This is a genomic window from Panacagrimonas perspica (assembly GCF_004364935.1).
GTDB classification, from domain to species: domain Bacteria; phylum Pseudomonadota; class Gammaproteobacteria; order Nevskiales; family Nevskiaceae; genus Panacagrimonas; species Panacagrimonas perspica.
Genome location: NZ_SOBT01000014.1, coordinates 1 through 26,212, shown reverse-complemented (window position 1 = coordinate 26,212; position 26,212 = coordinate 1). Strand labels below are relative to the sequence as shown.

At 66.4% G+C, this 26,212-nt stretch carries 24 protein-coding genes, 2 tRNA genes and 2 pseudogenes; 7 read left to right on the top strand and 21 right to left on the bottom strand.

All coding sequences use genetic code 11. From position 1 onward, the window contains the following. The 5 genes and pseudogenes from DFR24_RS24195 to rplM form a co-directional block, all read right to left on the bottom strand. Positions 1-2,486, bottom strand: a pseudogene (locus DFR24_RS24195) (hypothetical protein); the annotation flags it as partial. Positions 2,487-2,565: 79 nt separating this feature from the next. Continuing rightward, positions 2,566-2,748 (bottom strand): hypothetical protein, encoded by a 183-nt coding sequence (locus DFR24_RS24190; RefSeq protein WP_133884051.1) that lies wholly within the window; start codon positions 2,746-2,748, stop codon positions 2,566-2,568. A 374-nt stretch (positions 2,749-3,122) separates the two neighbouring features. Further along, a tRNA-Gln gene (locus DFR24_RS24185) sits at positions 3,123-3,196 on the bottom strand. 66 nt (positions 3,197-3,262) lie between these two features. Continuing rightward, a complete protein-coding gene (rpsI, locus tag DFR24_RS24180) occupies positions 3,263-3,664 on the bottom strand; it encodes a 30S ribosomal protein S9 (RefSeq protein ID WP_133884050.1) in 402 nt (133 codons plus the stop codon). A gap of 14 nt (positions 3,665-3,678) precedes the next feature. Next, positions 3,679-4,116 (bottom strand): 50S ribosomal protein L13, encoded by a 438-nt coding sequence (rplM, locus tag DFR24_RS24175; protein ID WP_133884049.1) that lies wholly within the window; start codon positions 4,114-4,116, stop codon positions 3,679-3,681. Positions 4,117-4,503: 387 nt separating this feature from the next. On the opposite strand from rplM, the gene DFR24_RS24170 reads away from it, so the two are divergent. The 5 genes from DFR24_RS24170 (at position 4,504) to DFR24_RS24150 (ending at position 11,249) form a co-directional block, all read left to right on the top strand. Continuing rightward, entirely contained in the window at positions 4,504-5,241 is a 738-nt protein-coding gene (locus DFR24_RS24170; protein ID WP_133884048.1) for a TetR/AcrR family transcriptional regulator, read from the top strand. Next, positions 5,222-6,544: a TolC family outer membrane protein gene (locus DFR24_RS24165; protein WP_162851409.1), complete on the top strand. Its 1,323-nt coding sequence runs from the start codon at positions 5,222-5,224 to the stop codon at positions 6,542-6,544. Before DFR24_RS24170 ends, DFR24_RS24165 begins: the two co-directional genes overlap by 20 nt. A gap of 69 nt (positions 6,545-6,613) precedes the next feature. After that, positions 6,614-7,777, top strand: coding sequence for an efflux RND transporter periplasmic adaptor subunit (locus tag DFR24_RS24160; protein ID WP_133884046.1), 1,164 nt, complete (start codon positions 6,614-6,616; stop codon positions 7,775-7,777). A 19-nt stretch (positions 7,778-7,796) separates the two neighbouring features. Further along, positions 7,797-10,925 (top strand): efflux RND transporter permease subunit, encoded by a 3,129-nt coding sequence (locus DFR24_RS24155; RefSeq protein ID WP_133884045.1) that lies wholly within the window; start codon positions 7,797-7,799, stop codon positions 10,923-10,925. Positions 10,926-10,928: 3 nt separating this feature from the next. After that, entirely contained in the window at positions 10,929-11,249 is a 321-nt protein-coding gene (locus tag DFR24_RS24150; RefSeq protein WP_133884044.1) for a 2Fe-2S iron-sulfur cluster-binding protein, read from the top strand. Between the two features lie 117 nt (positions 11,250-11,366). Here DFR24_RS24150 and kdsB read toward each other — a convergent pair whose 3' ends face one another. From kdsB to msbA, 4 genes are read right to left on the bottom strand one after another with little or no spacing between them, the layout of a single operon-like run. Beyond that, entirely contained in the window at positions 11,367-12,131 is a 765-nt protein-coding gene (kdsB, locus tag DFR24_RS24145) for a 3-deoxy-manno-octulosonate cytidylyltransferase (protein WP_133884043.1), read from the bottom strand. Then, positions 12,128-12,322 (bottom strand): Trm112 family protein, encoded by a 195-nt coding sequence (locus tag DFR24_RS24140; protein ID WP_133884042.1) that lies wholly within the window; start codon positions 12,320-12,322, stop codon positions 12,128-12,130. Before DFR24_RS24140 ends, kdsB begins: the two co-directional genes overlap by 4 nt. Before the next feature lie 17 nt (positions 12,323-12,339). Further along, positions 12,340-13,335, bottom strand: coding sequence for a tetraacyldisaccharide 4'-kinase (gene lpxK, locus DFR24_RS24135; protein ID WP_210772599.1), 996 nt, complete (start codon positions 13,333-13,335; stop codon positions 12,340-12,342). A 10-nt stretch (positions 13,336-13,345) separates the two neighbouring features. Then, positions 13,346-15,106 (bottom strand): lipid A export permease/ATP-binding protein MsbA, encoded by a 1,761-nt coding sequence (msbA, locus tag DFR24_RS24130; RefSeq protein ID WP_133884040.1) that lies wholly within the window; start codon positions 15,104-15,106, stop codon positions 13,346-13,348. 88 nt (positions 15,107-15,194) lie between these two features. Between msbA and DFR24_RS24125 the strand changes: the two genes are divergently transcribed. Further along, on the top strand, positions 15,195-15,539 hold the full coding sequence (locus DFR24_RS24125; RefSeq protein ID WP_133884039.1) for a histidine triad nucleotide-binding protein: 345 nt from the start codon (positions 15,195-15,197) through the stop codon (positions 15,537-15,539). Between the two features lie 51 nt (positions 15,540-15,590). Here the strand turns inward: DFR24_RS24125 and alr are convergent, their stop codons facing one another. The 10 genes from alr to rnr form a co-directional block, all read right to left on the bottom strand. Then, complete coding sequence (gene alr / locus DFR24_RS24120) at positions 15,591-16,679, bottom strand: alanine racemase (RefSeq protein ID WP_133884038.1); 1,089 nt, start codon at positions 16,677-16,679, stop codon at positions 15,591-15,593. Further along, on the bottom strand, positions 16,676-18,037 hold the full coding sequence (gene dnaB, locus DFR24_RS24115) for a replicative DNA helicase (RefSeq protein ID WP_133884037.1): 1,362 nt from the start codon (positions 18,035-18,037) through the stop codon (positions 16,676-16,678). The genes alr and dnaB overlap by 4 nt, the downstream gene beginning before the upstream one ends. 331 nt (positions 18,038-18,368) lie before the next feature. After that, on the bottom strand, positions 18,369-18,824 hold the full coding sequence (gene rplI, locus DFR24_RS24110) for a 50S ribosomal protein L9 (RefSeq protein WP_133884036.1): 456 nt from the start codon (positions 18,822-18,824) through the stop codon (positions 18,369-18,371). Positions 18,825-18,836: 12 nt separating this feature from the next. After that, positions 18,837-19,064 (bottom strand): 30S ribosomal protein S18, encoded by a 228-nt coding sequence (rpsR, locus tag DFR24_RS24105; RefSeq protein ID WP_133884035.1) that lies wholly within the window; start codon positions 19,062-19,064, stop codon positions 18,837-18,839. Continuing rightward, a complete protein-coding gene (gene rpsF, locus DFR24_RS24100) occupies positions 19,064-19,468 on the bottom strand; it encodes a 30S ribosomal protein S6 (protein WP_133884034.1) in 405 nt (134 codons plus the stop codon). Before rpsF ends, rpsR begins: the two co-directional genes overlap by 1 nt. Before the next feature lie 160 nt (positions 19,469-19,628). After that, positions 19,629-20,579 (bottom strand): SEL1-like repeat protein, encoded by a 951-nt coding sequence (locus DFR24_RS24095; RefSeq protein ID WP_133884033.1) that lies wholly within the window; start codon positions 20,577-20,579, stop codon positions 19,629-19,631. A 10-nt stretch (positions 20,580-20,589) separates the two neighbouring features. Next, positions 20,590-21,330, bottom strand: coding sequence for a 23S rRNA (guanosine(2251)-2'-O)-methyltransferase RlmB (rlmB, locus tag DFR24_RS24090; RefSeq protein WP_133884032.1), 741 nt, complete (start codon positions 21,328-21,330; stop codon positions 20,590-20,592). Then, on the bottom strand, positions 21,330-21,590 hold the full coding sequence (locus tag DFR24_RS24085; RefSeq protein ID WP_133884031.1) for a hypothetical protein: 261 nt from the start codon (positions 21,588-21,590) through the stop codon (positions 21,330-21,332). Before DFR24_RS24085 ends, rlmB begins: the two co-directional genes overlap by 1 nt. 132 nt (positions 21,591-21,722) lie before the next feature. Then, complete coding sequence (locus tag DFR24_RS24080) at positions 21,723-22,418, bottom strand: OmpA family protein (RefSeq protein WP_133884030.1); 696 nt, start codon at positions 22,416-22,418, stop codon at positions 21,723-21,725. Continuing rightward, positions 22,415-24,709: a ribonuclease R gene (gene rnr, locus DFR24_RS24075; protein ID WP_246051791.1), complete on the bottom strand. Its 2,295-nt coding sequence runs from the start codon at positions 24,707-24,709 to the stop codon at positions 22,415-22,417. The genes DFR24_RS24080 and rnr overlap by 4 nt, the downstream gene beginning before the upstream one ends. A gap of 70 nt (positions 24,710-24,779) precedes the next feature. On the opposite strand from rnr, the gene DFR24_RS24070 reads away from it, so the two are divergent. Further along, positions 24,780-24,864: transfer RNA gene (locus tag DFR24_RS24070), tRNA-Leu, on the top strand. Between the two features lie 685 nt (positions 24,865-25,549). Here DFR24_RS24070 and DFR24_RS24065 read toward each other — a convergent pair. Next, on the bottom strand, positions 25,550-25,750 hold the full coding sequence (locus DFR24_RS24065; RefSeq protein WP_133884028.1) for a hypothetical protein: 201 nt from the start codon (positions 25,748-25,750) through the stop codon (positions 25,550-25,552). 28 nt (positions 25,751-25,778) lie between these two features. After that, positions 25,779-26,212: pseudogene (locus tag DFR24_RS25520) on the bottom strand (methyl-accepting chemotaxis protein); the annotation flags it as partial.

The following is a 26,212-nucleotide window of genomic DNA, read 5'->3' as shown; positions in this document are numbered from 1 at the left end:
ATGGCCGAGCCGACGTTGTTGAACGACGAAGCTCCTACCGCGTACGCGGGCGCCGTGACGGTGCCGTCGGCGGCAACGGCTGCGCCTCCACCGAGGGCCGCGGCCAGGCCGGCGCCCTGGTTGCCGACCCGCGTCTCATTGGCCGTGACCCGGCCGTCGAGCGCCGTGACGCTGCCCTCGGCGGCGCTGACGCGGCCGTCGAGCGCGGTGATGCCGCTTTCGGCCGTCGTGACGCGCGTGTCGAGATCGCTCAAGTCGGCGGTGACGCTGGAAATGGCCGCGGTGTTGGCGGCGATATCGGCTTCGGCGGTATCGAGCCGGCCATCCAGTGCACCGATCTGCGTGGTGTGCGTGGCCAGCGTGGTCTCCGCCGTATCGAGCCGACCGTCCAGCGCGCCGATCTGGGTGGTGTGCGTGGCCAGCGTCGATTCCGCCGTATCAAGGCGGCCGTCCAGCGCGTTGATCTGCGTCGTGTGCGTGCTCAGCGTGCTCTCGGCCGTGTCCAGGCGGGTATCGAGCCCGTTGATCGCCGTCGTGTTAGCGCCGATCTGGTTGGTGTGCGTGGTCAGCGTCGACTCGGCGGTATCCAGTCGGCCGTCCAGTCCGTTGATCTGCGTGGTGTGCGTGCTCAGCGTGCTCTCAGCCGTGTCCACGCGCGTGTCGAGCCCGTTGATCGCCGTCGTGTTCGCACCGATCTGGTTGGTGTGTGTGATCAACGTCGATTCGGCGGTATCCAGCCGGCCGTCCAGTCCGTTGATCTGCGTGGTGTGCGTGACCAGCGTGGTCTCGGCCGTGCCCATGCGGGTGGTGAGCCCGCCGATCTGGCCGGTGTGCGTGCTCAGCGTCGATTCGGCGGTATCGAGCCGGCCGTCCAGTCCGTTGATCTGCGTGGTGTGCGTGACCAGCGTGGTCTCGGCCGCGCCCACGCGGGTGGTGAGTCCGCCGATCTGGCCGGTGTGCGTGCTCAGCGTCGATTCGGCGGTATCGAGCCGGCCGTCCAGCGCGCCGATCGCATTCGTGTTCGCCGTCACGTTCTCGTTGGTCGCGAAGAGCTGACCGCCGTTCACCGCATCCGTGCTCATGGTGCCAAGCGTGCCGGCACCGACGTTGACGATCCGCCGGGCTGCCCCGGCCGCGCCGACCGACACCGTATTGGCGACATTCGCCACCGAACCCATGCCGATCGCGACGCTGTTGATTGCGGTCGCCGAGGCACCCGTGCCCATGGCGATCGCGTCGACACCGGCGGCGGCAACGGAGGCGTTGCGGCCGATCGCGATACCGTTGGAGGCGCCGGCGGCGACTCTCGCGCCGGTGGCCGCGATGTCCGAATTGCCGATCGCCAACGAGAAATCCGCCCCGGCCCTGCTCAGCGAGCCGAGTGCCGTGCTGCGCGTTCCGTTGGCGATGTTGCCGATGCCAAAGGCAGAGCTGTAATTGGCGTTCGCCAGGTTGGCTCGTCCGACCGCGACACTGTCGAAGCCATCAGTCTGGTTCTGGCTGCCCACTGCGGTCGAGTCGCTGCCGGCGGCGGAATTGAAATAGCCGATCGCTGTGGCGCGCGCGCTTCCGGCCGAGTTGGCACGTCCCATCGCCGTGCTGTCGACTTGGGAGGCCGTGTTACCGCTACCGATGGCGCTGCTGGCGACGCCGCTCGCCGTGTTTGCATGGCCCAGAGCAGATCCGTTGTCGCCGCTGGCGGTGTTGGCGTAGCCCATGGCCGAGGTGCGCAGCCCCGTCGCGCGATTGCCACGTCCCACCGCCGAGCTGTCTTCCTGGCTCGCGTTGTTGTTGTGTCCCACCGACACACTGTTGGTCCCCGAGGCGGAATTGCTGAGTCCCACCGCCGTGCTGCCCGAACCCGTGGCATCGTTGTCGACGCCGATCGCCGTCGCGTCGATGACGGTCGGATCACCCGCGTTACCCGCGAAATTGCTTTGCCCAAAAGTGGTCGAGTGCGAGCCAAAGCTGACGTTATCGACGCCCACAGCAGTCGACTGTGCGCCGGCCGCTCTGTTGTTCGAGCCGAATGCCTGCGACTGGAAAGAGTTGGCCTGCGACTCGTGTCCGACCGCCGTGCTCCGCTCGCCAGAGGCGATGTTGCTGACACCCAGCGCCGTGCTGCGCACCCCGTTCGCCTGGCTGCTGGTGCCGAACGCATTGCTGAATTCAGAGGTAGCGCGGTTGTCGTATCCAACAGCCGTGCTGGAGGTGCCCGACGTCTGGCTGCCGAATCCCATTGCGGAACTGTTGGTTCCGCCAGAGGTATTGTTGTAGCCCATCGCTGATGAGCCGGCACCGCCGGCTTCGTTGAAGAAGCCGCAGGCCGTCGCGTTGAAACCTGCTCCCGTGCTGGACGCGGCACCGTTGGTTCTCATGTCGCAGACATCAGCGCGAGAAGTGGGGGAAAACGCCAGCAGCATCGAAATGGAGACCAGCGTGCGGGTGAAGCGCGGGGCCTTGGTGGGTAGAACTCGGAGGGTCATGGCGGTTCTCGGGTATGGGTCAGGTGGCGAAACGATTCACACCGCCTGCATTGGGCGGGGTGGAGTTCTGGGTGGCGCGCTACTGCGGATACATCTCGGAAAGCTGTGCAACGAGACTCGTGGTGCTTCGTCTTGCTTCGGTCGGACCGGCCGTGGTCACGGCGGTATCGATGGGGAAAAGGGCCAGCCCGAGCAGCAGCACCAGATGTCGGCGGCGATAGCCGCGACGTCCGTTACCGCGAGGGGCACTGCGTCGTGACATGGCCGGGACGTCGACTCGTCGCGCCCGCGGCTCAGGCCGCGAGCACGGCGCAAGCCGTGCACACGTCGGTCTGTGGGATGGCGGCGGGTCGAAGCATTCGGGAATTCCTCGGCGTGATTCAGATGCCGGGTATTCCGCCCCATTGCTCGACCGCAAAAAATCGGTGAGTGGAGCTAGGTCCTGGGGACTAGTACTTTGGTACTACTCGATGGGTCGCTACCGCAGCGCTCGATGGGCTCGCGGAGCTTCCTGTTGCCGATCTCGGCGCCTTGTTTCCTGCTCTGCCGAGGGTCCACGACGGGCATAAAAAAACCCCGCTTTCGCGGGGTTTCTTAATTCCGTCGGATGTCTTCGGAGTCGATGAGCAAGGGCGTTGGTTGGGAGACTAGGGCTCGAACCTAGATAAACAGTGTCAGAGACTGTTGTCCTACCATTAGACGATCTCCCACCGGAAAACGCCTTGCTGCTCCGAATCCCTGCGACCGGCATACCGGTCGCAGGTTCCGTTTGAATCTTAACGCTTCGAGTACTGCGGAGCGCGACGGGCCTTGTGCAGACCGACCTTCTTGCGCTCGACTTCACGGGCGTCGCGGGTGACCAGACCGGCGTCACGCAGCACCTTGCGCGAGGTCTCGTCGTACTCGATCAGCGCACGCGTGATGCCGTGGCGGATCGCGCCCGCTTGGCCCGAAGGACCGCCGCCCGCGACCGTGATCTTGATGTCGAAACGCGTGACGCCATCGACCAGCTCAAGCGGCTGGCGAACCAGCATGCGCGAGGTCTCGCGACCAAAATATTCTTCGATCGTCTTGTCGTTGATCGAGATGACGCCCTTGCCGGGCTTCAGGAAGACGCGAGCGGCGGCGGTCTTGCGGCGACCGGTGCCGTACTTCACGTTGGATTGCGTAGTGGCCATGATGATTCGGGACCTCAGATGTTCAGGAGCTGCGGCTGCTGGGCGGTGTGCGGGTGCTCGGCACCGGCGTACACCTTGAGCTTGCGGTACTGCGCATATCCCAGCGGGCCCTTGGGCAGCATGCCCTTCACGGCCTTCTCGATGACGCGCTCAGGGTGCTTGGCCAGCATTTCCTGCAGCGAGGTCTGCTTGATGCCGCCCGGATACTCGGTGTGGCGCCAGTAGATCTTGCCGTTCTTGCCGTCGAGCTTGTTGCCCGTGGCATGGATCTTCGCGGCGTTGATCACGACGATGTAATCGCCGGTATCGCAGTGCGGGGTGAATTCGGGCTTGTGCTTGCCGCGCAGGCGGCGGGCGACTTCGGTAGCCAGACGGCCAAGAACCTTGCCGTCCGCGTCAATCACGAACCAATCGCGCTTGACGCTCTCGGCTTTCGCCATGAACGTGCTCATTGAAGCATCCTTTAGTAGGGTAGTTATAGTTCGGTTGCGATCTGGCCAAGGCCGTCACGCAACGTCGTGAAACGGCGCGCAGGATAGTGACCCGACCGGCCGGACGCAAGCTCTGCGACCCTCCGGGAAGACCGTCGCTGCCTCCTCGGGCTGCCTGCCCCGAGATAGCCCGAGCCCCGATCGAGCAAAACCGGTACCCCGCCTGCCCTGTTCCGGCCGACCCCGTTCAAGTCGGGGGCGAGCCGGCACGACGACCGCGATCCGCTCTGTCCGACGTGGCGGCCGATCCGGCCAATCCGCATCCGACCCTACCCATCCGGGCGTCTTGCCCCAACTTTGAATCTAATTCAGAGTGCGCGCCCTCGTCACGAATTGCACTCGACTTCAGTGGGAACCCGGGAACGCCGCCAGAGAGAAGTCGCCGAGCGTGAGGACCTGTTCCTCGACGCCGCGCTGGAGCTGATCCGCCAGGATGGGCTGCTGAACCTGCAGATGTCGCGGATCGCCGAGAAGAGCGAATACGCCGTCGGCACGCTCTACCTGCACTTCGCCTCCAAGGAAGACCTGCTGCTGGCACTGGTCACGCGCGTCTTCCGCGAATACATCGAGCTGGTGAAGCTGGCCCAGGCCTGGAAGGCCTCCTCGAGGGATCGCATGTTTGCCGTGGGCGTGGCCGACATGATGTTCGTGCGCCGCTACCCCGACTATTTTCGCATTGCGCAGTACTCGGTCTGCGAGGTCGCTTGGCAGGCCGCGTCGTCCGAACGCCGCAAGGCCTTCCTGGACGCCAACGATCCGCTGGTCGAGATCGTCGCCGGCATCGTCGAGGATGCGCGCCGCGTGGGCGACCTCGAGGCCGCCGGCCAGACGGCCCAGGAGATGGCGATCGGCGTCTGGGCGCTGTGCAACGGTTACCACAACCTGTCGCACGCCGAGGGCATCCTCGCGGACTTCTCGGTCCACGACCCCTACCTTTTGATGTGCAGGCACCTCCAGGGCCTGCTCGACGGCTTCCGCTGGAAGCCGATCTCGGATGTCGCCGATGCCGCTGCGCTCGACGCGCTCATCGAACGCGTCTGCCGTGAAGTCTTCAATGAGGAGTGCAATGAAACTCAAGGCTCATAACCCTGCCGTTCTCGCGCTGATGCTGGGCCTGTGCACCGGCCAGGCCACCGCGATCACGCCGGGCGAAGCCCTGTTGATGGCGTCCGAACGCGACCCGGCGCTGGCCTCGGCGCGCGCCGCCTATCAGGCCGAGGCCGAGGCCGGCGAACAGGAACGCTCGCAGCTGCGTCCGACGCTGGGCCTGATCGGCGACGGCTACTACAACAGCTCCGACTCGCAATTCGCGTTCGGCTCGGCGAAGGATCAATACCGTTCCTGGTCGGCCTACCTGCAGGCGCGCCAGCCGCTGCTGCGCATGGACTGGTCGGCGCGTGGCGATCGCGCCGACACCCACGACGCCCTGGCCCGCGAAGGCCTTGCTGACCGCGAGCGCACGTTCGTATCCCGCGTCAGCCAGCGCTACATCGAGACGCTGCTGGCCGAGGATGAAATCGACCAGGCCGAGAGCGAAGCCAGCGCCGTGCGCGAATCGCTCAGCGACACGCGCAAGCGTTACGACGTGGAACTCGTCCCCGGCACCGACCTGAAGGAAGCGCAGGCGCGAGACGACCTCGCGCAGGCGGAACTCGTCTCCGCGCGCGCCTCGGTGGAACAGGCGCGCGACGCCTTGCAGGAGGTCACCGGCTACGACCGCGCGCGACTGCCGCGGCTGCGCGAGGCGCTGGACTTCCCCGCGCTCGATCCCGTCGACATCGACGGCTGGCTGCGCATCGCCGCCGAGAACAGCACCGCGACGCGCGACGCGAAGCTGCGCCTGCAGCTCGCCCAGACCGAACTCAAGAGCCGCCAAGCGGACGCCTGGCCGACCGTCGACGTCGTGGCGCAGGCCGGACGGATGGACTCGCTCGACTACTCGCTGGGCCAGCGCCAGGACGACGCCAAGATCGGCGTCGAACTGAACCTTCCGATCTACGCCGGCGGCTACAACCGCAGCCGCGTGCGCGAAGCCGAGGGCCGCGTGAAGGAAGCGGAGTTCGAACTCCAGCGCGCCTCGCTGGAAACCGAGCGGCAGGTCCGCTCGCTGTTCCGCGCCGTCGAGACCGCTCGCGCTCGCGCCGCCGCCTACAACCGCGCACTCGACTCCGCCGTGCTCGCCCAAGCCGCCGCCGCCGCCGGCTACGACGCCGGCACGCGCACGATCACCGACGTGCTCGATGCCAAGTCGCGCGTGGTGCAGGCGCGTCGCACGCGCAACGCATCGCGCTACGACCTGCTCACGCAATCGCTGCTCCTTTATGCGGCAGCCGGCAACTTGACCATCGCGTCGGTCGCCAAGACCGACGCCCTGTTCGAGCCCCGCTGATCGCACCCGACGTACCGACGCCGGCGCTGCCGGCCAGAAGAAGCAAAAGAAGAAAGAAAGAGTGAATCCATGACGAAGCGAATGATCATCATGCTGGTGCTGGTTACCGTCGTGTTCGGCGGCATATTCGGCATGCAGTACATGGGCAAGAAGGGCATGAACGCCTACTTCGACAACATGCCTGTGCCGCCGGCGGCAATCACGACGACCCGCACGCTGCAGCAGACCTGGCAGACGCAGATCGAGGCGCCGGGTTCGATCACCGCCGTCAACGGCACCACGCTCACCAGCGAGGCGGGCGGCCTGGTCACCGCGATCCTGTTCGAGTCCGGCAAGAAGGTGAAGAAGGGCGACCTGCTCGTGCAGCTCGACTCCGCCGACGAGCGCGCCGAACTGGCGCGCCTGCAGGCGCAGTTGGACCTGTCGCAGCTCAACAGCAAGCGCCGCGAAAAGCTGTACGGACTCGAAGCGATCTCGAAGTCGGACGTCGACACGTCACGCAGCGAAGTCCTGAGCGCCAAGGCCGCGGTGGAGTCGCAGCGCGCCAAGCTCGCGCAGAAGGACATCCGCGCGCCGTTCGACGGCACCGTGGGTATCCGGCAGGTCAACCTCGGCGAATACCTGCCGCCAGGCGGTCCCATCGTGACCCTGCAGTCACTCGATCCGGTCGACATCGATTTCGATCTGCCCGACCAGCGCGTCGGCCAGGTGGAGCCGGGCTTTCCGGTCAGCGTGACCACCGAGGCGTTCCCGGATCGCAGCTTCAAGGGTGAGGTGCTGGCCATCGAGCCGCGCGTCGATCCCGCGACGCGCAATTTCAAGGTGCGCGCGCGCGTGCCCAATCCCGACCTGATGCTGCGCCCGGGCCAGTTCGGCAAGGTGCGCCTCGACCTGCCGGTGTCGCAGAACGTCGTCGTCATCCCGCGAACCGCGATCGACTACAGCGCCTACGGCAACGCCGTCTACGTGGTGCACAAGAAGAAGCAGGATCCGAATGCCAAGCCCGCCGAGCCGATGCCGGGCGCGCCGCCGCCGACGGATCTCGAGGTCACGCAGAGATTCGTGAAGACCGGCCCGGTGCGCGGCGATTTCATCGCAATCCTCGATGGCCTCAAGGAAGGCGAAGAGATCGCGACGTCCGGTCTGCTCAAGCTGCGCAACGGCCAGCCGGTGATCGTCAACAACGACGTGACGTCCAAGCCGGTCGCCGAACCCACGCCGCCGCAGGGCTGAGCCCGCACGAGAACACGCCATGCATTTCACCGACATCTTCATCAAGCGGCCCGTGCTGGCTTCCGTGGTCAGCCTGATCATCCTGCTGCTCGGCATCCGCGCCGGCACCGACCTTGCCGTGCGCGAATACCCGACGTTGCAGAACGCGCAGGTGAACATCCAGGTGGTGTACCCGGGCGCCGATCCCGAGCTGGTGGAAGGCTTCATCACGACGCCGCTGGAGCGCGAGGTCGCCACGGCCGACGGCATCGATTTCCTGTACTCGACGACGACCAAGGGCGCGTCGGTGATCTCGGCGTTCCTGCGCCCGGATCGCAGCCCCGACCAGGCGCTCACCGAGATCGCGGCCAAGGTCAACAAGCTGCGCAATCAGCTCCCGGAAGGCGCAGAGGATCCGATCATCGAGGTCCAGGACGCCGAGCAGACGCGTCCGATGTACATCTCGTTCTGGTCGGACACGCTCAGCCAGGCGCAGCTCACCGATTACCTGGTTCGCAACGTGGAGCCTGAGCTCGCCACGCTCGACGGCGTGCAGCGCGCCGAGTTCTACGGCCAGCAGGTGTTCGCCATCCGCGTGTGGCTCAAGTCCGACCGCCTCGCCGCGCACCGCATCACCGCGGCGGAAGTACAGGAAGCGCTGCGACAGCAGAACTTCCTGTCGGCGCTGGGCGAGACGATGGGCACCGATGTGAAGATGTCGCTCAGCGCGCGCACCGAACTGCGCACGCCCGAGGAATTCCGCCAGCTCGTCGTGAAGTCCGATGCCACGGGCCTGGTTCGCCTCGGCGATATCGCCGACGTGGATCTGGGCGCTGAAACCTACGAGAAGAGCGCGTTCTGGAACGGTGCGCCTGCGCAGTTCATCGCCATCAAGGTGCGTCCGGACGCCAACGTGCTGGAGACGATCGGCCGCGTGACCGACGTGTACCCGAGCCTCGTGGCGCGCCTGCCTCAAGGGGTCTACGCGCAGATCGGCTACGACGCGACCAAGTACATCCGCGAAGCCATCAGCGAGGTGCAGAAGACGCTGATCGAAGCGGTGCTGATCGTCGTCGTCGTGATCTTCCTGTTCCTGGGCTCGGTGCGCAGCGCGCTGATCCCGGCAGTAACGGTGCCGCTGTCGCTCGTTGGCGCGCTGTTCCTGATGTACGCACTCGGCTTCACGATCAACCTGCTGACGTTGCTTGCGATGGTGCTGGCCATCGGCATGGTCGTGGACGACGCGATCATCGTGCTCGAGAACATCCACCGGCACATCGAGGAGGGCATGAAACCCTTCGATGCGGCGCTGCAGGGCGCACGCGAACTCGTCGGCCCCGTCATCGCGATGACGATCACGCTGGTGGCGGTCTACACGCCGATCGGCTTCCTGACAGGACTCACCGGCACCTTGTTCACCGAGTTCGCCTTCACGCTGGCGGGCTCGGTCGTGATCTCCGGCATCGTGGCGCTGACACTGACGCCGATGATGTGCGCGCGCATCATCAAGCCCACGCACGGTGAAGGCGCGACGCCCAACAGGCTCGCCGACTGGCTCGATGCGCGCTTCGAATGGCTGCGCTCGGGCTACAAGCGCCGCCTGCACAGCGCGCTCAACACGCACCACGTCATCGGCGTGTTCGGCGCCATCGTGCTGGTCTCCTGCTTCTTCCTGTTCAAGAGCCTGCCGGGCGAGCTCGTTCCCGAAGAAGACTCCGGCTTCTTCGGCATCTTCATCGAGTCCGACAACTTCGCCACGCGCGAGTACACCGAGCAGTGGCTCAAGCCGGTCCACGAGATCGTGGCCAAAGTGCCTGACGTGGAGAATCTGTTCTCCTTCACGGCGTTGTTCACTGCCGATCCCAACACAGGCTTCGTCGGCATCATGGCCAAACCCTGGAGCCAACGCGATCGGCACATCTCGGAGCTCGTAGCCGACGTCACCAACGCGACGGCGAGCAACGCCGGCCTGCGCATCTCGGTGTTCCAGCCGCCGCCACTGCCCTCGCCCGGCCGCGGCTACCCGGTGGAGATCACGCTCAAGTCGACGCGTGCGCCGCTGCAGATGATGGAGTTCGCCGACCAGATGATCGGCAAGGCGATGGCGTCGAAGAAATTCATCTTCATGGTCCCGGAAATGCGCATCAATCTGCCGACGGCCGTGGTCGAGATCGACCGCGACAAGGCCGCGCTGATGGGCATCGACATGGCGCGCGTGGGCGCGGATCTGTCCGCCGCGCTGGCCGGTGGCGAGGTCAACAAGTTCTCGTTCGACAGCCGCAGCTACAAGGTCATCCAGCAGGTCTCGCGCGGCGAACGCCTGGATCCCAAGCAGCTCGAGAACTACTACACGCGGGCGCGCGACGGCAGCATGGTGCCGCTGTCGACGATCGTCAGCATGCGCGAGGAAGTGCTGCCGCGATCGCGCAACCACGCGCAGCAGCTCAACGCAGCGCCGATCCTGGGCGTGCAGCGGCCGGGCGTGTCGCTGGGCGAGGCGCTGACCGAACTCGAGACCATCGCGAAAGACGTGCTGCCCTCGGACGTGCAGATCGACTACACGGGCACCTCGCGCCAGTTCAAGCAGGAAGGCTCGGCGATGCTCTACACCTTCGCCTTCGCGCTGATCGTGATCTACCTGGTGCTCGCGGCGCAGTTCGAGTCGTTCCGCGACCCGCTGATCATGCTGGTCAGCGTGCCGATGTCGATCTGCGGTGCGCTGCTGTTCCTCAACATCTTCGGCATGACCAACAACTTCCAGCTCACGAAGTTTCCGGGCATGACCTTGAATCTGTACACGCAGGTGGGTCTGCTGACGCTGGTGGGCGTCATCACCAAGCACGGCATCCTGATCGTGGAATTCGCCAACAAGCTGCAGCAGACGCAGGGCCTGTCCAAGCGCGAGGCGATCGAGGAGGCCACGAGCATCCGGCTGCGCCCGGTGCTGATGACGACCGCTGCGCTGGTGGTGGCCATGATCCCGCTACTGACCGCGTTCGGACCGGGCGCCGCGGCGCGCTTCTCGATGGGCCTGGTGATCACGGCGGGCATGACGATCGGCACGGCCTTCACGCTGTTCGTGGTGCCGGCCATGTACCTCTACCTCGGACGCGACTACGCTGCGCTCTCCAGCAAGTCACCGGCCCCTTCGCCGGCCCGAGCACACTGAGCAATGCCCAAGATCGTCTTCATCGAAGCCAGCGGGAAAGAGCACGTCGTCGAGGCCAAGGCCGGTGAATCCGTGATGTTCGCGGCCACCGGCAACATGGTGCCGGGCATCCTGGCCGACTGCGGCGGCAGCTGCACCTGCGCCACCTGCCACGCGTATCTGGACGAGGGCTGGGTCGACAAGGCCGCGCCGGTCGGCGAGGACGAGGCGGCGATGCTCGAAGGCGCCCTGGACGTCCGGCCGAACAGCCGCCTGACCTGCCAGGTGAACGTCACGGACGAACTCGACGGCGCGATCTTCCGGATACCGGTTTCGCAGTATTGAGTCCCGTAGCCCGGACGTTGAATTTCGCGAAGCGAAAGAGCGGGGTTGCGGATCGATGAAGCGGGATCCCGGACTTCGTCCGGGCTACGGTGGCGGCGGTCCCCAACCGGACCGCGCTTAACGCCGCGACAGGATCGCCGCGACTGCCGCGAGGTCTTCCTCGGTATCCACGCCGCGTGGCGGCGGATTCTGCGTGACACCGACGCGAATCCGGAACCCGTGACTCAGCGCGCGGAGCTGTTCGAGCGCCTCGCACTGCTCGAGATCGCCCGGCGGAAGCTCGCTGAACTGCGACAGGCTCCCCACGCGGTACGCGTACAGCCCGATGTGCCGATACGCGAGTTCCGGCGGCATGTGTGCGGCCAGATCCGTGGCGCTGGCCGGGTCCCGCTTCCACGGAATCGGGGCGCGCGAGAAATACAGCGCGTAACCGCGCCGGTCCTTCACCAGCTTCACGACGTTGGGATTCAGCCAGTCCTCTGCCGAGTGCAGCGGATGGCAGAACGTGGCGATGTCGGCGGCCGAATCCTCATCGAGCAGGCGCGCGGCCTCGCGAATCAGCGCCGGCGGCATCAGCGGCTCGTCGCCCTGCAGGTTCACGACGACGCAGTCGCGCTCCCATCCTTCGGCGCGTGCCACCTCGTTGACCCGGTCGGTGCCGGACTGGTGCGTGGCCTCGGTCAGCCGGACCTCGGCGCCGAAGTCGCGCGCGGCCTTGGCCACGGTCTCGTCGTCGGTGGCGATCACCACCTGCTCGGCGCCGCTCGCGCGTGCCGCTTCCCAGACATGCCGCACCAGCGGCTTGCCCGCGATGTCGCGCAACACCTTGCGGGGCAGCCGGGTCGACCCGAGCCGGGCCGGGATGACGACCTTGAATTTCATCCGCGCGCCGGACCGAGTTCCTCGTCGCTCAGCGAGCGCGCTTCGTCTTCGAGCATCACCGGGATGCCGTCACGCACCGGATACGCGAGCCGCGAGGCGCGGCACCACAGCTCGTTGTGCTCGGCACGCCATTCCAGCGGGGCCTTGGTGACCGGGCAGACGAGGATGTCGAGAAGGCGCTTGTCGAGCATGGGAATGGTGCAGGCGATCAGCGGTTCGGACGGTCGTAGGATTGTTGCACAAGCTCGCGCACGCGGGCCTCGGCGGCCTCGTCGATCTGCGCGCGCACCGGCACGGCGAAATGCATGAGACCGGCGAATTCATGGCATTTCACGGCGTCCTTCTCCGTCATCAGCACGTTCACCCCGTCGAGGAACTGGATGTCCTGGCTGCTGAAGGCGTGGTGATCGGCAAAGGCGTGTTCGATGACGGCGATACCGCGCGCGCGCAGCATGTCGAAGAAGCGTCTGGGATTGCCGATGCCGGCCACCGCGTGCACGCGCTGGCCGACGAAACGATCCAGATACGTCGCCGCGCCGCCTGCCAGCGGCACCGCCTCGGTGGCCCGCAGCTGCATCTCGATCTGCCCGTCGTGCCGCGCATCGAAGCCGGAGCCGTTGATCACCACCAACGGAATCTCCTGCAGCCGCGCGGCCGGCTCGCGCAGCGGCCCGGCCGGCAGCAAGGCGCCGTTACCCAGACCTCGCGCACCGTCGACGACGCAGATCTCCAGCGAGCGCGCGAGCGCGTAATGCTGCAGGCCGTCGTCGGAGACGATCACGTCGACGCCGGCCTGCGCGATCAGGGCGCGCGCCGCCGCCACACGATCGGCGCCGACCATGACGGGTGCCGCGGTGCGGGTCGCGATGAGCAGCGGCTCATCACCGGATTCCGAGACCGGTGTGCGCGCCGAGACGCGCCAGGGATAGCGCGGCGCCCTGCCCCCATAGCCGCGCGAGATCACGCCGGGCTGATAGCCCCATTCGCGCAGGCGCTCCACCAGCCAGATCACGAAGGGCGTCTTGCCGGTGCCGCCCACCGCGAGATTGCCGACGACGATGACCGGCACTTCGAGCGGACGTGCGTTCTGCTGCAAGCGCAGGCGCCGGCTGCGCGCGATGGCGCCGAATAGCGAAGACAGGGGGCGCAGTGCCAGCGGCGCGGGCTGCGAGGAGTACCAGCGTCGCTCGAGCCAGTCGCGCACCCGTCGGGTCCTATCCGGCTTCCTGGAATTGCATGCGATGCAAGGCGGCGTAATGCCCATCGAGCGCGAGCAGTTCGTCGTGCCGCCCCTCCTCGAGCACGCATCCGTCCTGCATCACGACGATGCGATCGGCTTTCTGGATCGTCGACAGGCGATGCGCGATGACCAGCGTCGTGCGACCGATGACCAGACGCTCCAGCGCGGCCTGGATCAGGCGCTCGGATTCGGTGTCGAGCGCCGAAGTCGCCTCGTCGAGAATCAGGATCGGCGCGTCCTTGAGCAGCGCACGCGCGATGGCGATGCGCTGCCGCTGGCCGCCCGAAAGCTTGGAGCCGTTCGGCCCCAGCGGCGTGGCCAATCCGCGCGGCAGCTTCTCGATGAACTCCCAGGCGTGTGCCGCCTTGGCCGCCTCGATGATGCTCGCCTCGTCCGGTATCGGTGACATGCCGTAAGCGATGTTCTCCGCCACCGTGCTGTCGAACAGGCGCACCTGCTGATCCACCAGCGCCACCTGGCTGCGCACGCGCTCGACCGGGTAGTCGCGCAGGTCGTGGCTGTCGAGCAGCACGGTGCCCTGGTCCGGATCGTAGAAGCGCGGCACCAGCGACAGCAGCGTGGACTTGCCCGAACCCGAACGTCCGACGAATGCGACCGTTTCGCCCGCGTTGATCTTCACCGACACGCCGCGCAGCGCTTCGGCCGCATCCGCCTGGTAACGGAAACGCACGCCGCGGAATTCGAGGTCGCCGCGCGCGCGCCCGAGTTCGCGATCACCGCCGATGGGCTCGCGCTCCTCGGCCATCAGGCGGAACACGTCGGCCGCCGCGGTGATGCCGCGCTGCAGCTTCTCGTTGACGTTGGTCAGCGACTTGATCGGACCCAGCAGGCCCAGCATCGCGCCCATGAAGGCCACGAACGTGCCCGGCGTGATCTTCTCGAGCATCTCGGGCTGCGTCGCCACGAAGATGATCGAGGCGATGGCCATCGCCGCGATGAACTGGATCACCGCTTCGCTACTCGCCTTGGTGGCGACGATCTTCATCGCCAGCGAACGCGCGCGTTCGTTGACGACCCCGAAGCGCGCGCTCTCCAGCGGCTGGGCGTTGTGCACCTTGACCACGCGCTGCCCGCCGATGGTTTCCTCGGCGGCCTGCGTGACCACCCCGACGTTTTCCTGGATGCGCTTCTGCACCATCCGGAACCGCCTCGAGACATAGCGCAGGATCACCGCGATCACCGGCGCCACGATCATCACGAACAGCGCGAGCTTCCAGTTGAGCCAGAACATCAGGCCGATCAGCCCGATCACCGTCAGGCCATCCTTGATCAGCGAGGTCAGCACGTTGGTCGTCGCATCGGCGACCTGTTCCACGTGATAGGTCAGCCGCGCGATGAGCTGGCCGGTGCTCATGCGGTCGTAGAAGCGCGTGGGCATCGCCAGCAGGTGCTCGAACACCTGACCGCGCAGCGCCTTGACCACGTGGCGCGCGACCCAGCTCATGCCATAGATCGCCGCGAAGCTGGCGATGCCGCGGATGATGAACAGGCCCATGATCGCCCACGGCATGATCCGGATCGTCTCGGGATCGCGCTTGACGAAGCTGCCGTCGAGCAGGGGCTTGAGCAGGCTCATGTAGCCCACCTCGGTGGCCGCCACGGCGACCATGCCCACGGCAGCAGCGGCAAACACCTTCCAATGCGGCAGCGAATAGCTGAGCAGCCGCTTGTAGACGGTGAATGGCCTGTCGTCGATCTCGGAAGTGAAGCTCATGGAGGCGCGCATGGTAGCAATACCGCTCGGCGCGACCGTGGGCGCGCCGCGTAAACTCGCCCCACGACACGTTCATCGCGAGGCCCGTATGTCCAGCAAGACGCTTTTCGAGAAGATCATCGATCGCGAGATTCCCGCCAAGTTCCTGCACGAGGACGAACTGTGCGTGGCCATCAGCGACGTCAATCCGCAGGCGCCGATGCACCTGCTGGTGATTCCGCGCAAGCCGATGCCGCGGCTGTGCGACGCCACGCCCGAGGACCAGGCCCTGCTGGGCCACCTGATGCTGGTGGCCAACAAGGTGGCGGCGGATGCGGGCTACGGCGACGCCTTCCGGCTGGTCGTCAACAACGGCGCCGCGTCCGGGCAGAGCGTGTTCCATCTGCATCTGCATGTTCTCGGCGGGCGCCCGCTGAAGTGGCCACCGGGTTGAAGTCCCCGTAACCCGTAGCCCGGGCTACGAGGCGGCGGACGTCGGTAGCGCTTATTCCCCGCCGAGGTAGCGGAAGCGCACGCGATTCGTCAGGCCGCAGAACAATTCGTACGGAATCGTGCCCGCGCGCTCGGACACCTCTTCGGCCGGCAAGGCTTCGCCGAAGATCAGCACCGGATCGCCGACCTGCGCATCGGCGACGCCGCGCAGGTCCACCGTGATCATGTCCATCGATACGCGGCCCGCCAGTGGCGCGCGGCGCCCGCGCACGATCACCGGCGATCCGTTGGGCAGCGCGCGATGGAGTCCGTCCGCGTAACCGACCGTCACCACGCCGATCGGCATGCGCTCCGGGCAGACGTAGGACGCCCCGTAGCCGATCGGCTCGCCCGCCTCGTAGGTCCGGATCGCGAGGATGCGGCTCTCGAGATTCAGCGCGGGCTGGAATCCGAGTTCGGCGCCCGTCTTGCCCGGCAGCGGGCTTGCGCCATAGAGCGCCAGGCCCGGCCGCACCCAGTCACGGCGCGCCGAAGGCCACGCGATCAGTCCGGCGGAATTGGCGATCGATCGCGCACCGGGTACACCGGCGAGCGCGCGATCGAACGCTGCGATCTGATCGATCGTGGCCGACGAGCCGGTTTCATCCGCGCGCGCCAGATGCGTGATCCAGCCCTGGAAGCGCCACGAGGGATGCCGCGCGAGCGCCTGGCGCAGGCGCGGCACCGCATCGAGCGGAAAGCCCAGCCGGTGCATGCCACTGTCGAGCTTGAACCACACCGCGATGTTGGAGCCGCTGGGCATCGCCTCGAGCAGCTCGATCTGCCAGAACGCGTGCACCACGACCTGCAGGCCTTCGTAGGCCGCCAACGCGGCCTCGTCCGGCGACAGCACGCCTTCGAGCAGCGCGATGGGCGCGCGCAGGTGCGCCTCGCGCAGCTCCTGCGCCTCTTCCATGCAGGCCACCGCGAGCGTGTCGACACCCGCCTCGTCCAGCGCACGCGCCACCGGCACCGCGCCGTGCCCGTAGGCATCGGCTTTCACGGCGGCCATCACGCGCGACGAGGGCGCGAGCTTCCGGACCTGCCGCAGATTGTGCTGGACCGCGGACAGGTTCACCGTCGCGGTGACGCGGGGGATCATTCGTAACCCGCTCCGCCCACGCGGTCCTCGAACTTGGTGTTCGCGCCGACGAAGCTCAGCGGGATGGTCGCCAGCGGACCGTTACGCTGCTTGGCGATGATGATCTCGGCCTCGCGCTCGTCCTTGGTCTTGTCGTAGACCCAGTCGCGATAGATGAAGACCACCAGATCGGCGTCCTGCTCGATGCCGCCGGACTCGCGCAGATCCGACATGCGCGGACGCTTGTTGTCGCGGTTCTCCAGGCCTCGGTTGAGCTGCGAGAGCGCAATGATCGGGATCGCCAATTCCTTGGCCAGCGACTTGAGCTGGCGCGAGATCTCGCTGACCTCCTGCACGCGGTTGTCGCCCTTGCCCGGCACCTGCATCAACTGGATGTAATCCACCACCATCAGGCCGATGTTCTCGCGCTGCTTGAGACGGCGCGCCTTGGCGCGCAGGTCCATCGGCGACAGGCCACCGGCCTCGTCGATGAACAGCGGCGATTCGCGCAGGCGCCCCATGGCCCAGACCAGCGCATCCATCTCGGCGTCGCCCAGATTGCCGTCGCGCAGGTTCTTCAGCGCCACGCCGCTGCGCGACGACAGCACACGCAGGCCGAGCTGCTCGGCGCTCATTTCCATGCTGAACACCGCAACGCCGATCTTGCGGTCGATCGCGACGTTCTCGGCGATGTTCATCGCCAGCGAAGTCTTGCCCATCGACGGACGCGCCGCGAGGATCATCAGGTCGCCGGGGCCCAGGCCCGACGTGGCCCGGTCGAACTCCTTGAAGCCGGACGGCAGGCCCGCCGCGCCACCTGGATTGTCGCGGACCGACTGGATGCGCTCGAACACCTGATCGAGCACCGCCGGCATCCGGAAGTAGTCGCTCTTGGCCTTGGCACCGCGCTCGCGAATGGCGAACACCGCCTGTTCGGCGTGATCGATCAGCTCGGCTGTTTCGCGTCCGTCGGGCCGGTAGCCCATCTCCGCGATGTCGCCGCCCGCGGCGATCAGGCTGCGCAGCACCGAGCGTTCGCGCACCAGATCGGCATAGGCCATGACGTTGGCCGCGCTCGGCGTCTCGTTGGCCAGCGTGCCGAGATACGACAGTCCGCCGGCCTCCTCGAGCTGCCCGCGCAGACGCAGGTGCTCGGTGAGCGTGACGAAGTCGCAGGGCTTGGCCGCGCCGATGAGTTCGCAGATGCCGCGCCAGATGAGCTGGTGGTCCGCGCGGTAGAAATCCTGCTCGCCGAGACGGTCGGCGATGTCGTTCCACGCGCGGTTGTCGAGCAGCAGCCCGCCGAGCACGGCCTGCTCGGTTTCGATCGAATAGGGAGCCTGGCGCGGCGGCGGTGTCAGCGAACGAATCTGGGCCATGGGCATCGCCTCTAGGAATGCGGCCAGTCTAGCGCCGGAGGGCACCTGCGACTGTGGATGACGCTGTGGGTTTCGTGTGCGAGTGATGTGCGCGGACGGTTCATAGCGGGTCTCCGTCGGGGCGTGGAAAAAGGCTGACGCAAAGGCGCAAAGGGAAAAGAAAGGGCGCGAAGAAAAACGACTGGAGAAAGGCCGCAGGAACAGCGGAACTGAAAATTTTTGCCTCCTTTCTTTGCGTCCTTTGCGCCTTTGCGTTCGCCGTTCTTTTTCCCACCCACCAAAACGAAAACGGCCCGCACGAGGCGGGCCGTTCGTACTGCCGCGCCGCGTGTTACGCGCCGCGCTGTTCCTCGACGACGATGTTCAGGCTGGTCTCGACTTCCGAGTGCAGCCGCACCGCCACCGCGAACGTGCCGGTGGTGCGGATCGGACCGGTGACCATGTCGATCTCGCTCTTTTCCACGTCCAGCTTGAGGGCTGCAGCGGCGGCCGCGATCTCCGCGGGACCGACCGAGCCGTACAGCTTGCCTTCCTCGGACGCCAGCGCCTTGATCGTCAGCGTCTTGCCGGCGATCTTTTCAGCGCGGATCTTGGCGGCGTTGATCGAATCGTTGGCCTTCTTCACCAGCTCGGCCTTGCGCGCTTCGAACACCTTGCGGTTGGGCTCGGTGGCCGGCAGCGCCTTGCCCTGCGGGAGCAGGAAATTGCGGCCGTAGCCCGACTTCACCTTCACGGTGTCGCCCAGGTCGCCGAGGTTCTTCACCTTCTCGAGAAGGATCACTTGCATGGTGTGGTCTCCTTACTCGTGCTTGTCGGTGTAGGGCAGCAGGGACAGGAAGCGCGCCTGCTTGATGGCCACCGAGAGCTGGCGCTGGAAATGCGTGCGCGTGCCGGTGACGCGGGCGGGAACGATCTTGCCGTTCTCCCCGATGTACTGCTTGAGCGTGGCCAGATCCTTGTAATCGATGCTGGTGGCGCCTTCGGCGGTGAACTTGCAGGACTTCTTGCGACGGAACATGCGCGACATTATTCGGCCTCCTCGGTGGCCGCCGCGTCAGCTGCGGCGAGTTCCGCCTGCTGGCGCTGCTTGTATTCGGGCTTCTTGTCTTCTTCGGGCAGCTTGAACAGAGGCGACTGCGCGGTGACGGCCGCTTCAACGCGCACGACCAGCTTGCGGATGACGGCGTCGTTGAAGCGGAAGGCGTTCTCGAGTTCGGCCAGGGCCTTGTCGGAGCACTCCACGTTCATCAGGACGTAGTGGGCCTTGTGCAGCTTGGCGATGGCATAGGCCAGCTGGCGCCGACCCCAATCTTCGAGGCGGTGAACCTTGCCGCCGTCGCCTTCGACCATTGCCTTGTAACGCTCGGTCATGGCCGGGACCTGATCGCTCTGGTCCGGGTGCACCATGACCACGATTTCATAGTGACGCATGCAAACTCCTGTGGATGTCGGGGCCGAAATGACCCCGGGACAGTCCCCCGTAACGCAACCGGTGGGACAGGTCTTTCGACCGGCAAGCCGACGAAAGGGGCGCGAAGTCTAGGGGAGGCAGCGGGGCGAAGCAACGCGACGACGGCGCCGGGACCGCGATTCAGCGGGTCAGGACGCAGCAGTTGGGGTTCGACAGCAGTTCCTTGGCCCGCGCCTCGGCCCGCTCCATATCCACCGGCCGCAGTCGTTTCTTGAGGCCGGCGAGCATGACGCCGAGTTCACGCTCGCGCCCGGTGGCCTGCTGGATCTGGTCGTAGGCGCTGAAGTGCGCGTAGGCCTCGACGTCGTCGGGCGTGCCCATTTCCTCGTTGAGCGCCCAACCCCCGACGGTGCGCAGGGCCTCCACCGAGCCGCCCTCGAGCGCCTTGGTGACGCTGGTCCGCGCCTCTTCCCTGAGGCCGGCCATGAATTGCGCCTGCTTGGGCGTGCAGTTCTCGATGAACTGGCAGTAGTCCGCCTGCGGCAGGTAGAACATGAGGTTCAGCTGCGCCTCGATCAGGCCCTGGTCGGCCGCCGAGCGCAGCAGGTCGCGAAACTGGGTGCGAGACGGCGCCGGCACACCCTCGCAGTTGGCGTAGGCAGTGCGCAGGGCCCGCTCTTCCTGGGCCGGGTCGGCGACGTCCCACCCACCGCGGCTGCGCGTCTGGTGGATCTCCTCGATGCCCTTGGCGAGCTGCGCGTCGTCGGCGGGCACATCCCGACACTGGTAGAGCATCGTGCCCAGCCGGTACTGCGCCACCGGGTCGCCGCGATCCGAAGCCGCCTGCAGTTCGGCCAGTTGCGGCCCATACGGAGGCGAAGGCGTGTCCAGGCGGGGTCGCCGCTCGACGCGCAGGTGGACGCCACTGGGCGCGATGGCCTGCACCACCCTCGGCGTCGCGGAGCCTTCACCGCCCGCGGCCGCCCCGTCCGTGGGTCCACCCGGCATGCCCGGCGAGACTCCGAAACCTTGCTCGCGCGGATTGGTCGGAAGGTCGGGCCGCTCCATCCACCACCAGCCGAGCAGCCCGATCAATACGAGCGGCAGGCCGATCAGCAGCAGGCGTTTCACCTCGCTGGCCTCAGCGCTTGACCACGTGCCGCTGGCGAAACGCCTCGAACAGGCACACCGCGGCGGCAGCGGAGACGTTCAGGCTCTCGGCCTTGCCCATCATCGGGATGCGCACGACGCGATCGCAGGTCTCCTTGGTCAGGCGTCGCAGACCCTCGCCCTCGGCGCCCAGCACCAGCACCAGCGGCCCCTTGAGATCGACGTCGTAGATCGTCCCCTCGCCTTCGCCGGCCAGGCCCGTGAGCCAGTAGCCGCGCTCCTTCAGGCGTTCGAGCGTGCGCGACAGATTGGTCACCGAGATCACCGGCACGCGCTCGGCCGAGCCGGCGGCGACCTTGCGCGCCACCGGCGTCAGGCTCGCGGCGCGATCCTTCGGAATGATCACGGCGCTGGCGCCGGCCGCTTCGGCGGTGCGCAGGCAGGCGCCCAGGTTGTGCGGATCCTGCACGCCGTCCAGCGCCAGGAACAGGCGGCTTTCGCTGGCCGGCGCGTCGAGCACCTGCTCGCCCGCCAGCTCGATCTGCGGCATCAGCGCGAGCACGCCCTGGTGGCGCAGCCCGGGCACCTTCAGATCGAGATCGGAACGGCCGACGGTGCGCACCGAGATGCCCAGCGCGGCGGCCAGTTCGCGCACGCGGCGCGAGCGCTCGTCGTTGCGGCTGTCGGCCAGCAGGACTTCGAAAGGCTTCTTGGCGGAATCTTCGAGCGCGGCGATGACGGCATGGAAGCCGCCGATGTAGTGCTCCGACATCAGTTTGCCTGCCCAGCGGCGTCGAGCTGCTTGTTGAGCTCGTCCACGCGGTGATCGTTGGCGTCCAGCGCGCCGTCGACCTTGTCCGCGATCGCATTGCCGCCGTAGCCGATGTTCTCGGCATTGCGGATCGTGCTGGTTTCCTCACGCCCTTCGCCGGCCAGCGACTTGCGTTTGCCGGATTCGTCCTCGGGAACGCCGCAGGCCGCGAGCAGGGCCGCCAGCGAGGCGATACACAGCAGATTCTCGATGGGCCTCATGGCGGGCGGCATGTCCGGATAGGGGAGGAAGGAACGGGATTATCCCGGATCGGCATGCCGCCTTGGACCACGAACCGCGCAAATAAATCGGGGCGCCGAAGCGCCCCGATGATCCCTTCGAGCGTGATGCGCTCAGCCACCCAGGTACGGCGGCGGTGTCCAGGCCGCCTGTTCGTTACCTTCGACGACCGGCTTGAGCACGATGTCCACGCGACGGTTGCGGGCTTCCTTGACGTTGTCGGCCGTGCGCACCGCGAGCTCGCGCTCACCGCGGCCTTCCTCGCGGATGCGGGTCTGCGGCACGCCGCTCTGGCCGAGATAGCTGCCCACCGACGCCGCACGATTGACCGACAGGTTCTGGTTGAAGTCGCTGCTGCCGCTGGTATCGGTATGGCCAACGACATGGATCACGGTCTTGTCGTAGCTCTTCAGGATGTTCGCGATCTTGCCGTAGGTGTCGAGCGCCTCCGGCCTGAGCGTGGCGCTGCCGATGTCGAAGCTGACGTCACTGGCCAGACCGATCTTCAGCGAGTTGTCGGACAGGCGCACGATCTGCAGCTCGTTGTTCTGCGCCTCTTCTGCAAGCTGCTGCTCGAGTTCACGCTGCTGCTTGTCCATGTAGTTGCCGACCGCACCGCCCGCGATCGCGCCCACCACGGCACCCACGATCGGCGCGCCGCGGGCGTGGCTGACGCTGTTGCCGATCACCGCGCCGACAACGGCACCGATGCCGGCGCCGGTCTTGGCCCGACGGTTGGGGTCGTCGGTCGCACAGCCGGCGATGCCGACGACGAGAGTGGAAATGAGAAGAGGCTTGAAAAGTTTCATCGACGTTTCTTTCCCTGCTGTTGACCGCTGCGTTGTGGGCCGCCGCGCTGGTTCTGGCGCGATTCTGTCGGAGCGCCCTTAATCGTCGATGAACTTTTCGGGCTCCCCGCAATTTCCAGATCGATCTTGCGTTCGTCGAGATTCACCCGCACCACTTTGACCCGTACCGTATCGCCGAGGTTGAACACGCGTCCCGTGCGCTCGCCGATCAGGCGGTGGTGCCGCTGCTCGAACTTGTAGTAGTCGTTGGACAGGCTGCTGACGTGGATCAGGCCATCCACATGCAGGCCGCCCAGCTCCACGAACAGGCCGAACGGCGCCACGCCCGAAACGACGCCGTCGAATTCCTCACCGACGCGGTCGCTCATGTACTCGCACTTGAGCCAGACCACGGCATCACGCGTGGCATCGTCGGCACGCCGTTCGGTCATCGAGCAATGCGCGCCCTGGCGCTCGATGTCCGCCGCCGAATACAGGAAGTCGCTGACCTTGGCACGGCGGATCAGGTGCTTGAGCCCGCGATGCAACACCAGATCCGGATAACGGCGGATCGGCGAGGTGAAGTGCGCGTAGTGCTCGAGCGCCAGACCGAAGTGCCCGTTGTTGTCGGCGCTGTAGCGCGCCTGCATCAGCGATCGCAGCATCACGGTCTGGATCAGGCTGCGGTTGGGCTTGTCCTTGCAGCGCGCCATCAGCTTGGCGTAGTCCATGGCTTCAGGTCGCTCGGAGCCGCCGAGCTTCAGGCCCTGGGCCTGCAGGAATTCCCGCAGCGCCTGCACCTTCATCGCATCCGGCTTCTCGTGGATGCGATAGGGCGCCGGCAGCTTGTGCTTGGCCACGAACTTCGCCGCCTCGACGTTGGCGGCGATCATGCATTCCTCGATCAGCCGGTGCGCGCGGTTGCGCTGGACTGCCACGATCCGCTCGATCTTGCGATCGGCGCCGAACACGATCTTGGTTTCACTGGACTCGAAATCGATGGCGCCACGACGCTCGCGCGCGGCCAGCAGCGCGGCGAAGCAATCGTCGAGCACCTTCAGCGCCGGCAGCACCTTGTCCGGCACGCGCCCCGCTTCACCACCAAGCGCCGCCGCCACGTCGTCGTACACCAGGCGCGCATCGCTGTTCATCACGCCTTCGAAGAAGCGCGACTTGGTGACTTCGCCGCTCGAGTTCACGCGCAGCTCGCAGACCATGCACAGCCGGTCCACGTTCGGGTTGAGCGAGCACAGCCCGTTCGACAGCTTCTCGGGCAGCATCGGGATGGCGCGGTCCGGGAAATAGACCGAGTTGCCGCGTTCGGTGGCCTCGCGATCCAGCGCCGTTCCCGGCCGCACGTAGGCGGCCACGTCGGCGATGGCCACGGTCAGCAGCCAGCCGCCGGTGAAACGCACCTTGCGCGCGTGCACGGCGTCGTCGAAGTCGCGCGAATCGGCGCCATCGATGGTGACCAATCCCAGCTTGCGCAGGTCGACGCGACCTTCGAGCTGCTGCGGCTGCACGGTATTGGGAATCGCCTCGGCCTCGCGCAGCACGTCGTCCCCGAACACATGCGGCAGGTTGTGCGCGCGGATGGCCGCCTCGATCTCCATGCCCGGCGCCAGATGCTCGCCGAGAATTTCGATCACCTTGCCCACGGGCAGGGTGCGATGTCCCGGCGGAGCCGTGATCTCGGCCACCACCATCTGTCCGTGCTTGGCCCCGCTGCGCATGTCGGGCGGGATCAGCAGGTCCTGTTGGACGCGCTGGTTGTCAGGGATCACGTACGAGGCGCCCTGCTCGATGTGCAGGCGACCGACGACCTGGCGCGACGTGCGCGTCAGTACCTCCACGACCGAGCCTTCCGGCCGTCCCTTGAAGTCGGTTCCGGTGATGCGCACCAGCGCGCGATCGCCGTTCATGAGTTCGCGCATCTGCCGGGGCGGCAGGAAGATGTCGGGAGGGCCGGTGTCCGGGACCAGGAACCCGAAGCCGTCGCGATGCGCCTGCACCGTGCCGGCCACCGCGTTCATCTTGCCGAGCGGGCCGAAGGCGCCGATCCGGTTCTGCACCAGTTCGCCCTGCCGCACCATCGCGGCGAGACGTTTTTCGAGCGCGGACTGCTGATCGAGCTTGGTCAGCGCGAAGCTGCCGATCAGATCGTCCAGCGTCAGGGGCCCGGCATGCTTCTCGAGTCGGTCGAGAATCAGTTGCCGGGAAGGAATGGGATCTGCGTAGCGTTCGGACTCCGCCTTGTAGGCTGGATCCTGGCCGCGCCAGTCGTTGTTTTCTTGCTTGTTCTTTCGTTTCATTGACATCGATGGACCGCATCCCCAGAATTCGCGCCCTTGTCGCTCCGGCCTTGTCCGGTTGGGCGCCAATGCCGAGATGGCGGAATTGGTAGACGCACTAGTTTCAGGTACTAGCGAGTAAAATCGTGGAGGTTCGAGTCCTCTTCTCGGCACCATAGCATGGTCCTTGGTTTATCCAAGGACGTTCGGAAAGCCCCGCTTTTGCGGGGCTTTTTCGTTTTTCCGCCCCTTACGCCGTCCCCCGGAGTCCAGGGGCATCCAGGCCCTGCAACGGGTACGCAGGCGGGCAACTTCGGGCTTGTGACTCGTGAGTTCGTAACCGGCATGAGGCCGGGTGACGGCGGGCGACGCCCTGCCCTGCACCCTTCACCGACCGGGAGCGACCGCGACCACCCGCATCGATACCCTCATCCGCGGGGCCAGGGCCGAATGGTTCGAGTTGCCTCACGACGAGGACGGTCTGTTCGTGATCGTCGATCAGAACAGGCCCACGCGGCGGCGCTTCTCCGGTCGAGCGCCAGGAGAAGCAGCTCTTCCTGGGCGCCTATCCCGAAGCTCCCCTGAAACGGGCACGGTACCGCCGGGACGAAGGCCACCGCCTACTGACGATCCCAGCCAAGCCCGGCGGCAAGAGAAGGTGCGCAAGGCTGCGCCGCCTGGATTCTTCAGACCCGTCGCAGGGTCGATCTCCGGCTGCGGGCGATCTGCCGGAAATTCTGACGGGTTGAGCCAACACATGAACTCGGTTGGCGATAACGCGCCGGGAGCCTGCTGAGGCCGGCTCCCGTTGCCGTCGGTCCGTCCAGTTCGATCGGCGACTGGGCTTCGCGAATGAATTCCCTAGTCGTGATAGCGGTCGATGATCGCGAGTGCCTCTTGCGAACGTGGATCCGTCGTGAGGAGCGCCACGAAATGCGCAAGCTCGTCGTCTGCCGGGACCGCATAGTCGGCGCCGCAGAGGGCCAACCCGTAGTTGGCCCACCAGCGTATTGCGCAAACCGACACATAGCCCTTGGCGACGGCCGCCGAGTATTGATTCATGGCCTGGCTCCGTTCGTAAGCCGAAACTTCAGAACTCGCTCCACTGTTCGCCACCCCTTTCACCCGCTCCGAGGGGCGGACGCCTGCTTTCATCAGTCGCAGCGCCGTTTCGCCTGGTCGTCGCCACCGATTTCGGCAGCACTTTTGCAACCGGTCGGACTGCGACCTTCGTCGCCGCCGGTGCGGGCGTCGGCTTCGGCCCGGCGCGACCTCCGCCGAAGGACCTCGTGGCGGCGACTTCCTCGATCCTGAAAAGACTGACCGAGTGCGCCAGGCCAGCGGCCTGCTCCTCCAGTGAGCGGGCGGCCGCGGAGGCTTCCTCGACCAACGCGGCGTTCTGCTGCGTGACCTCGTCCATCTGCGTGACGGTCTGGTTGACCTGCTCGATGCCCTGGCTCTGCTCCTGCGATGCAGCGCTGATCTCGGCCATGATGTCCGTCACGCGCTTCACGCTCGTCACGA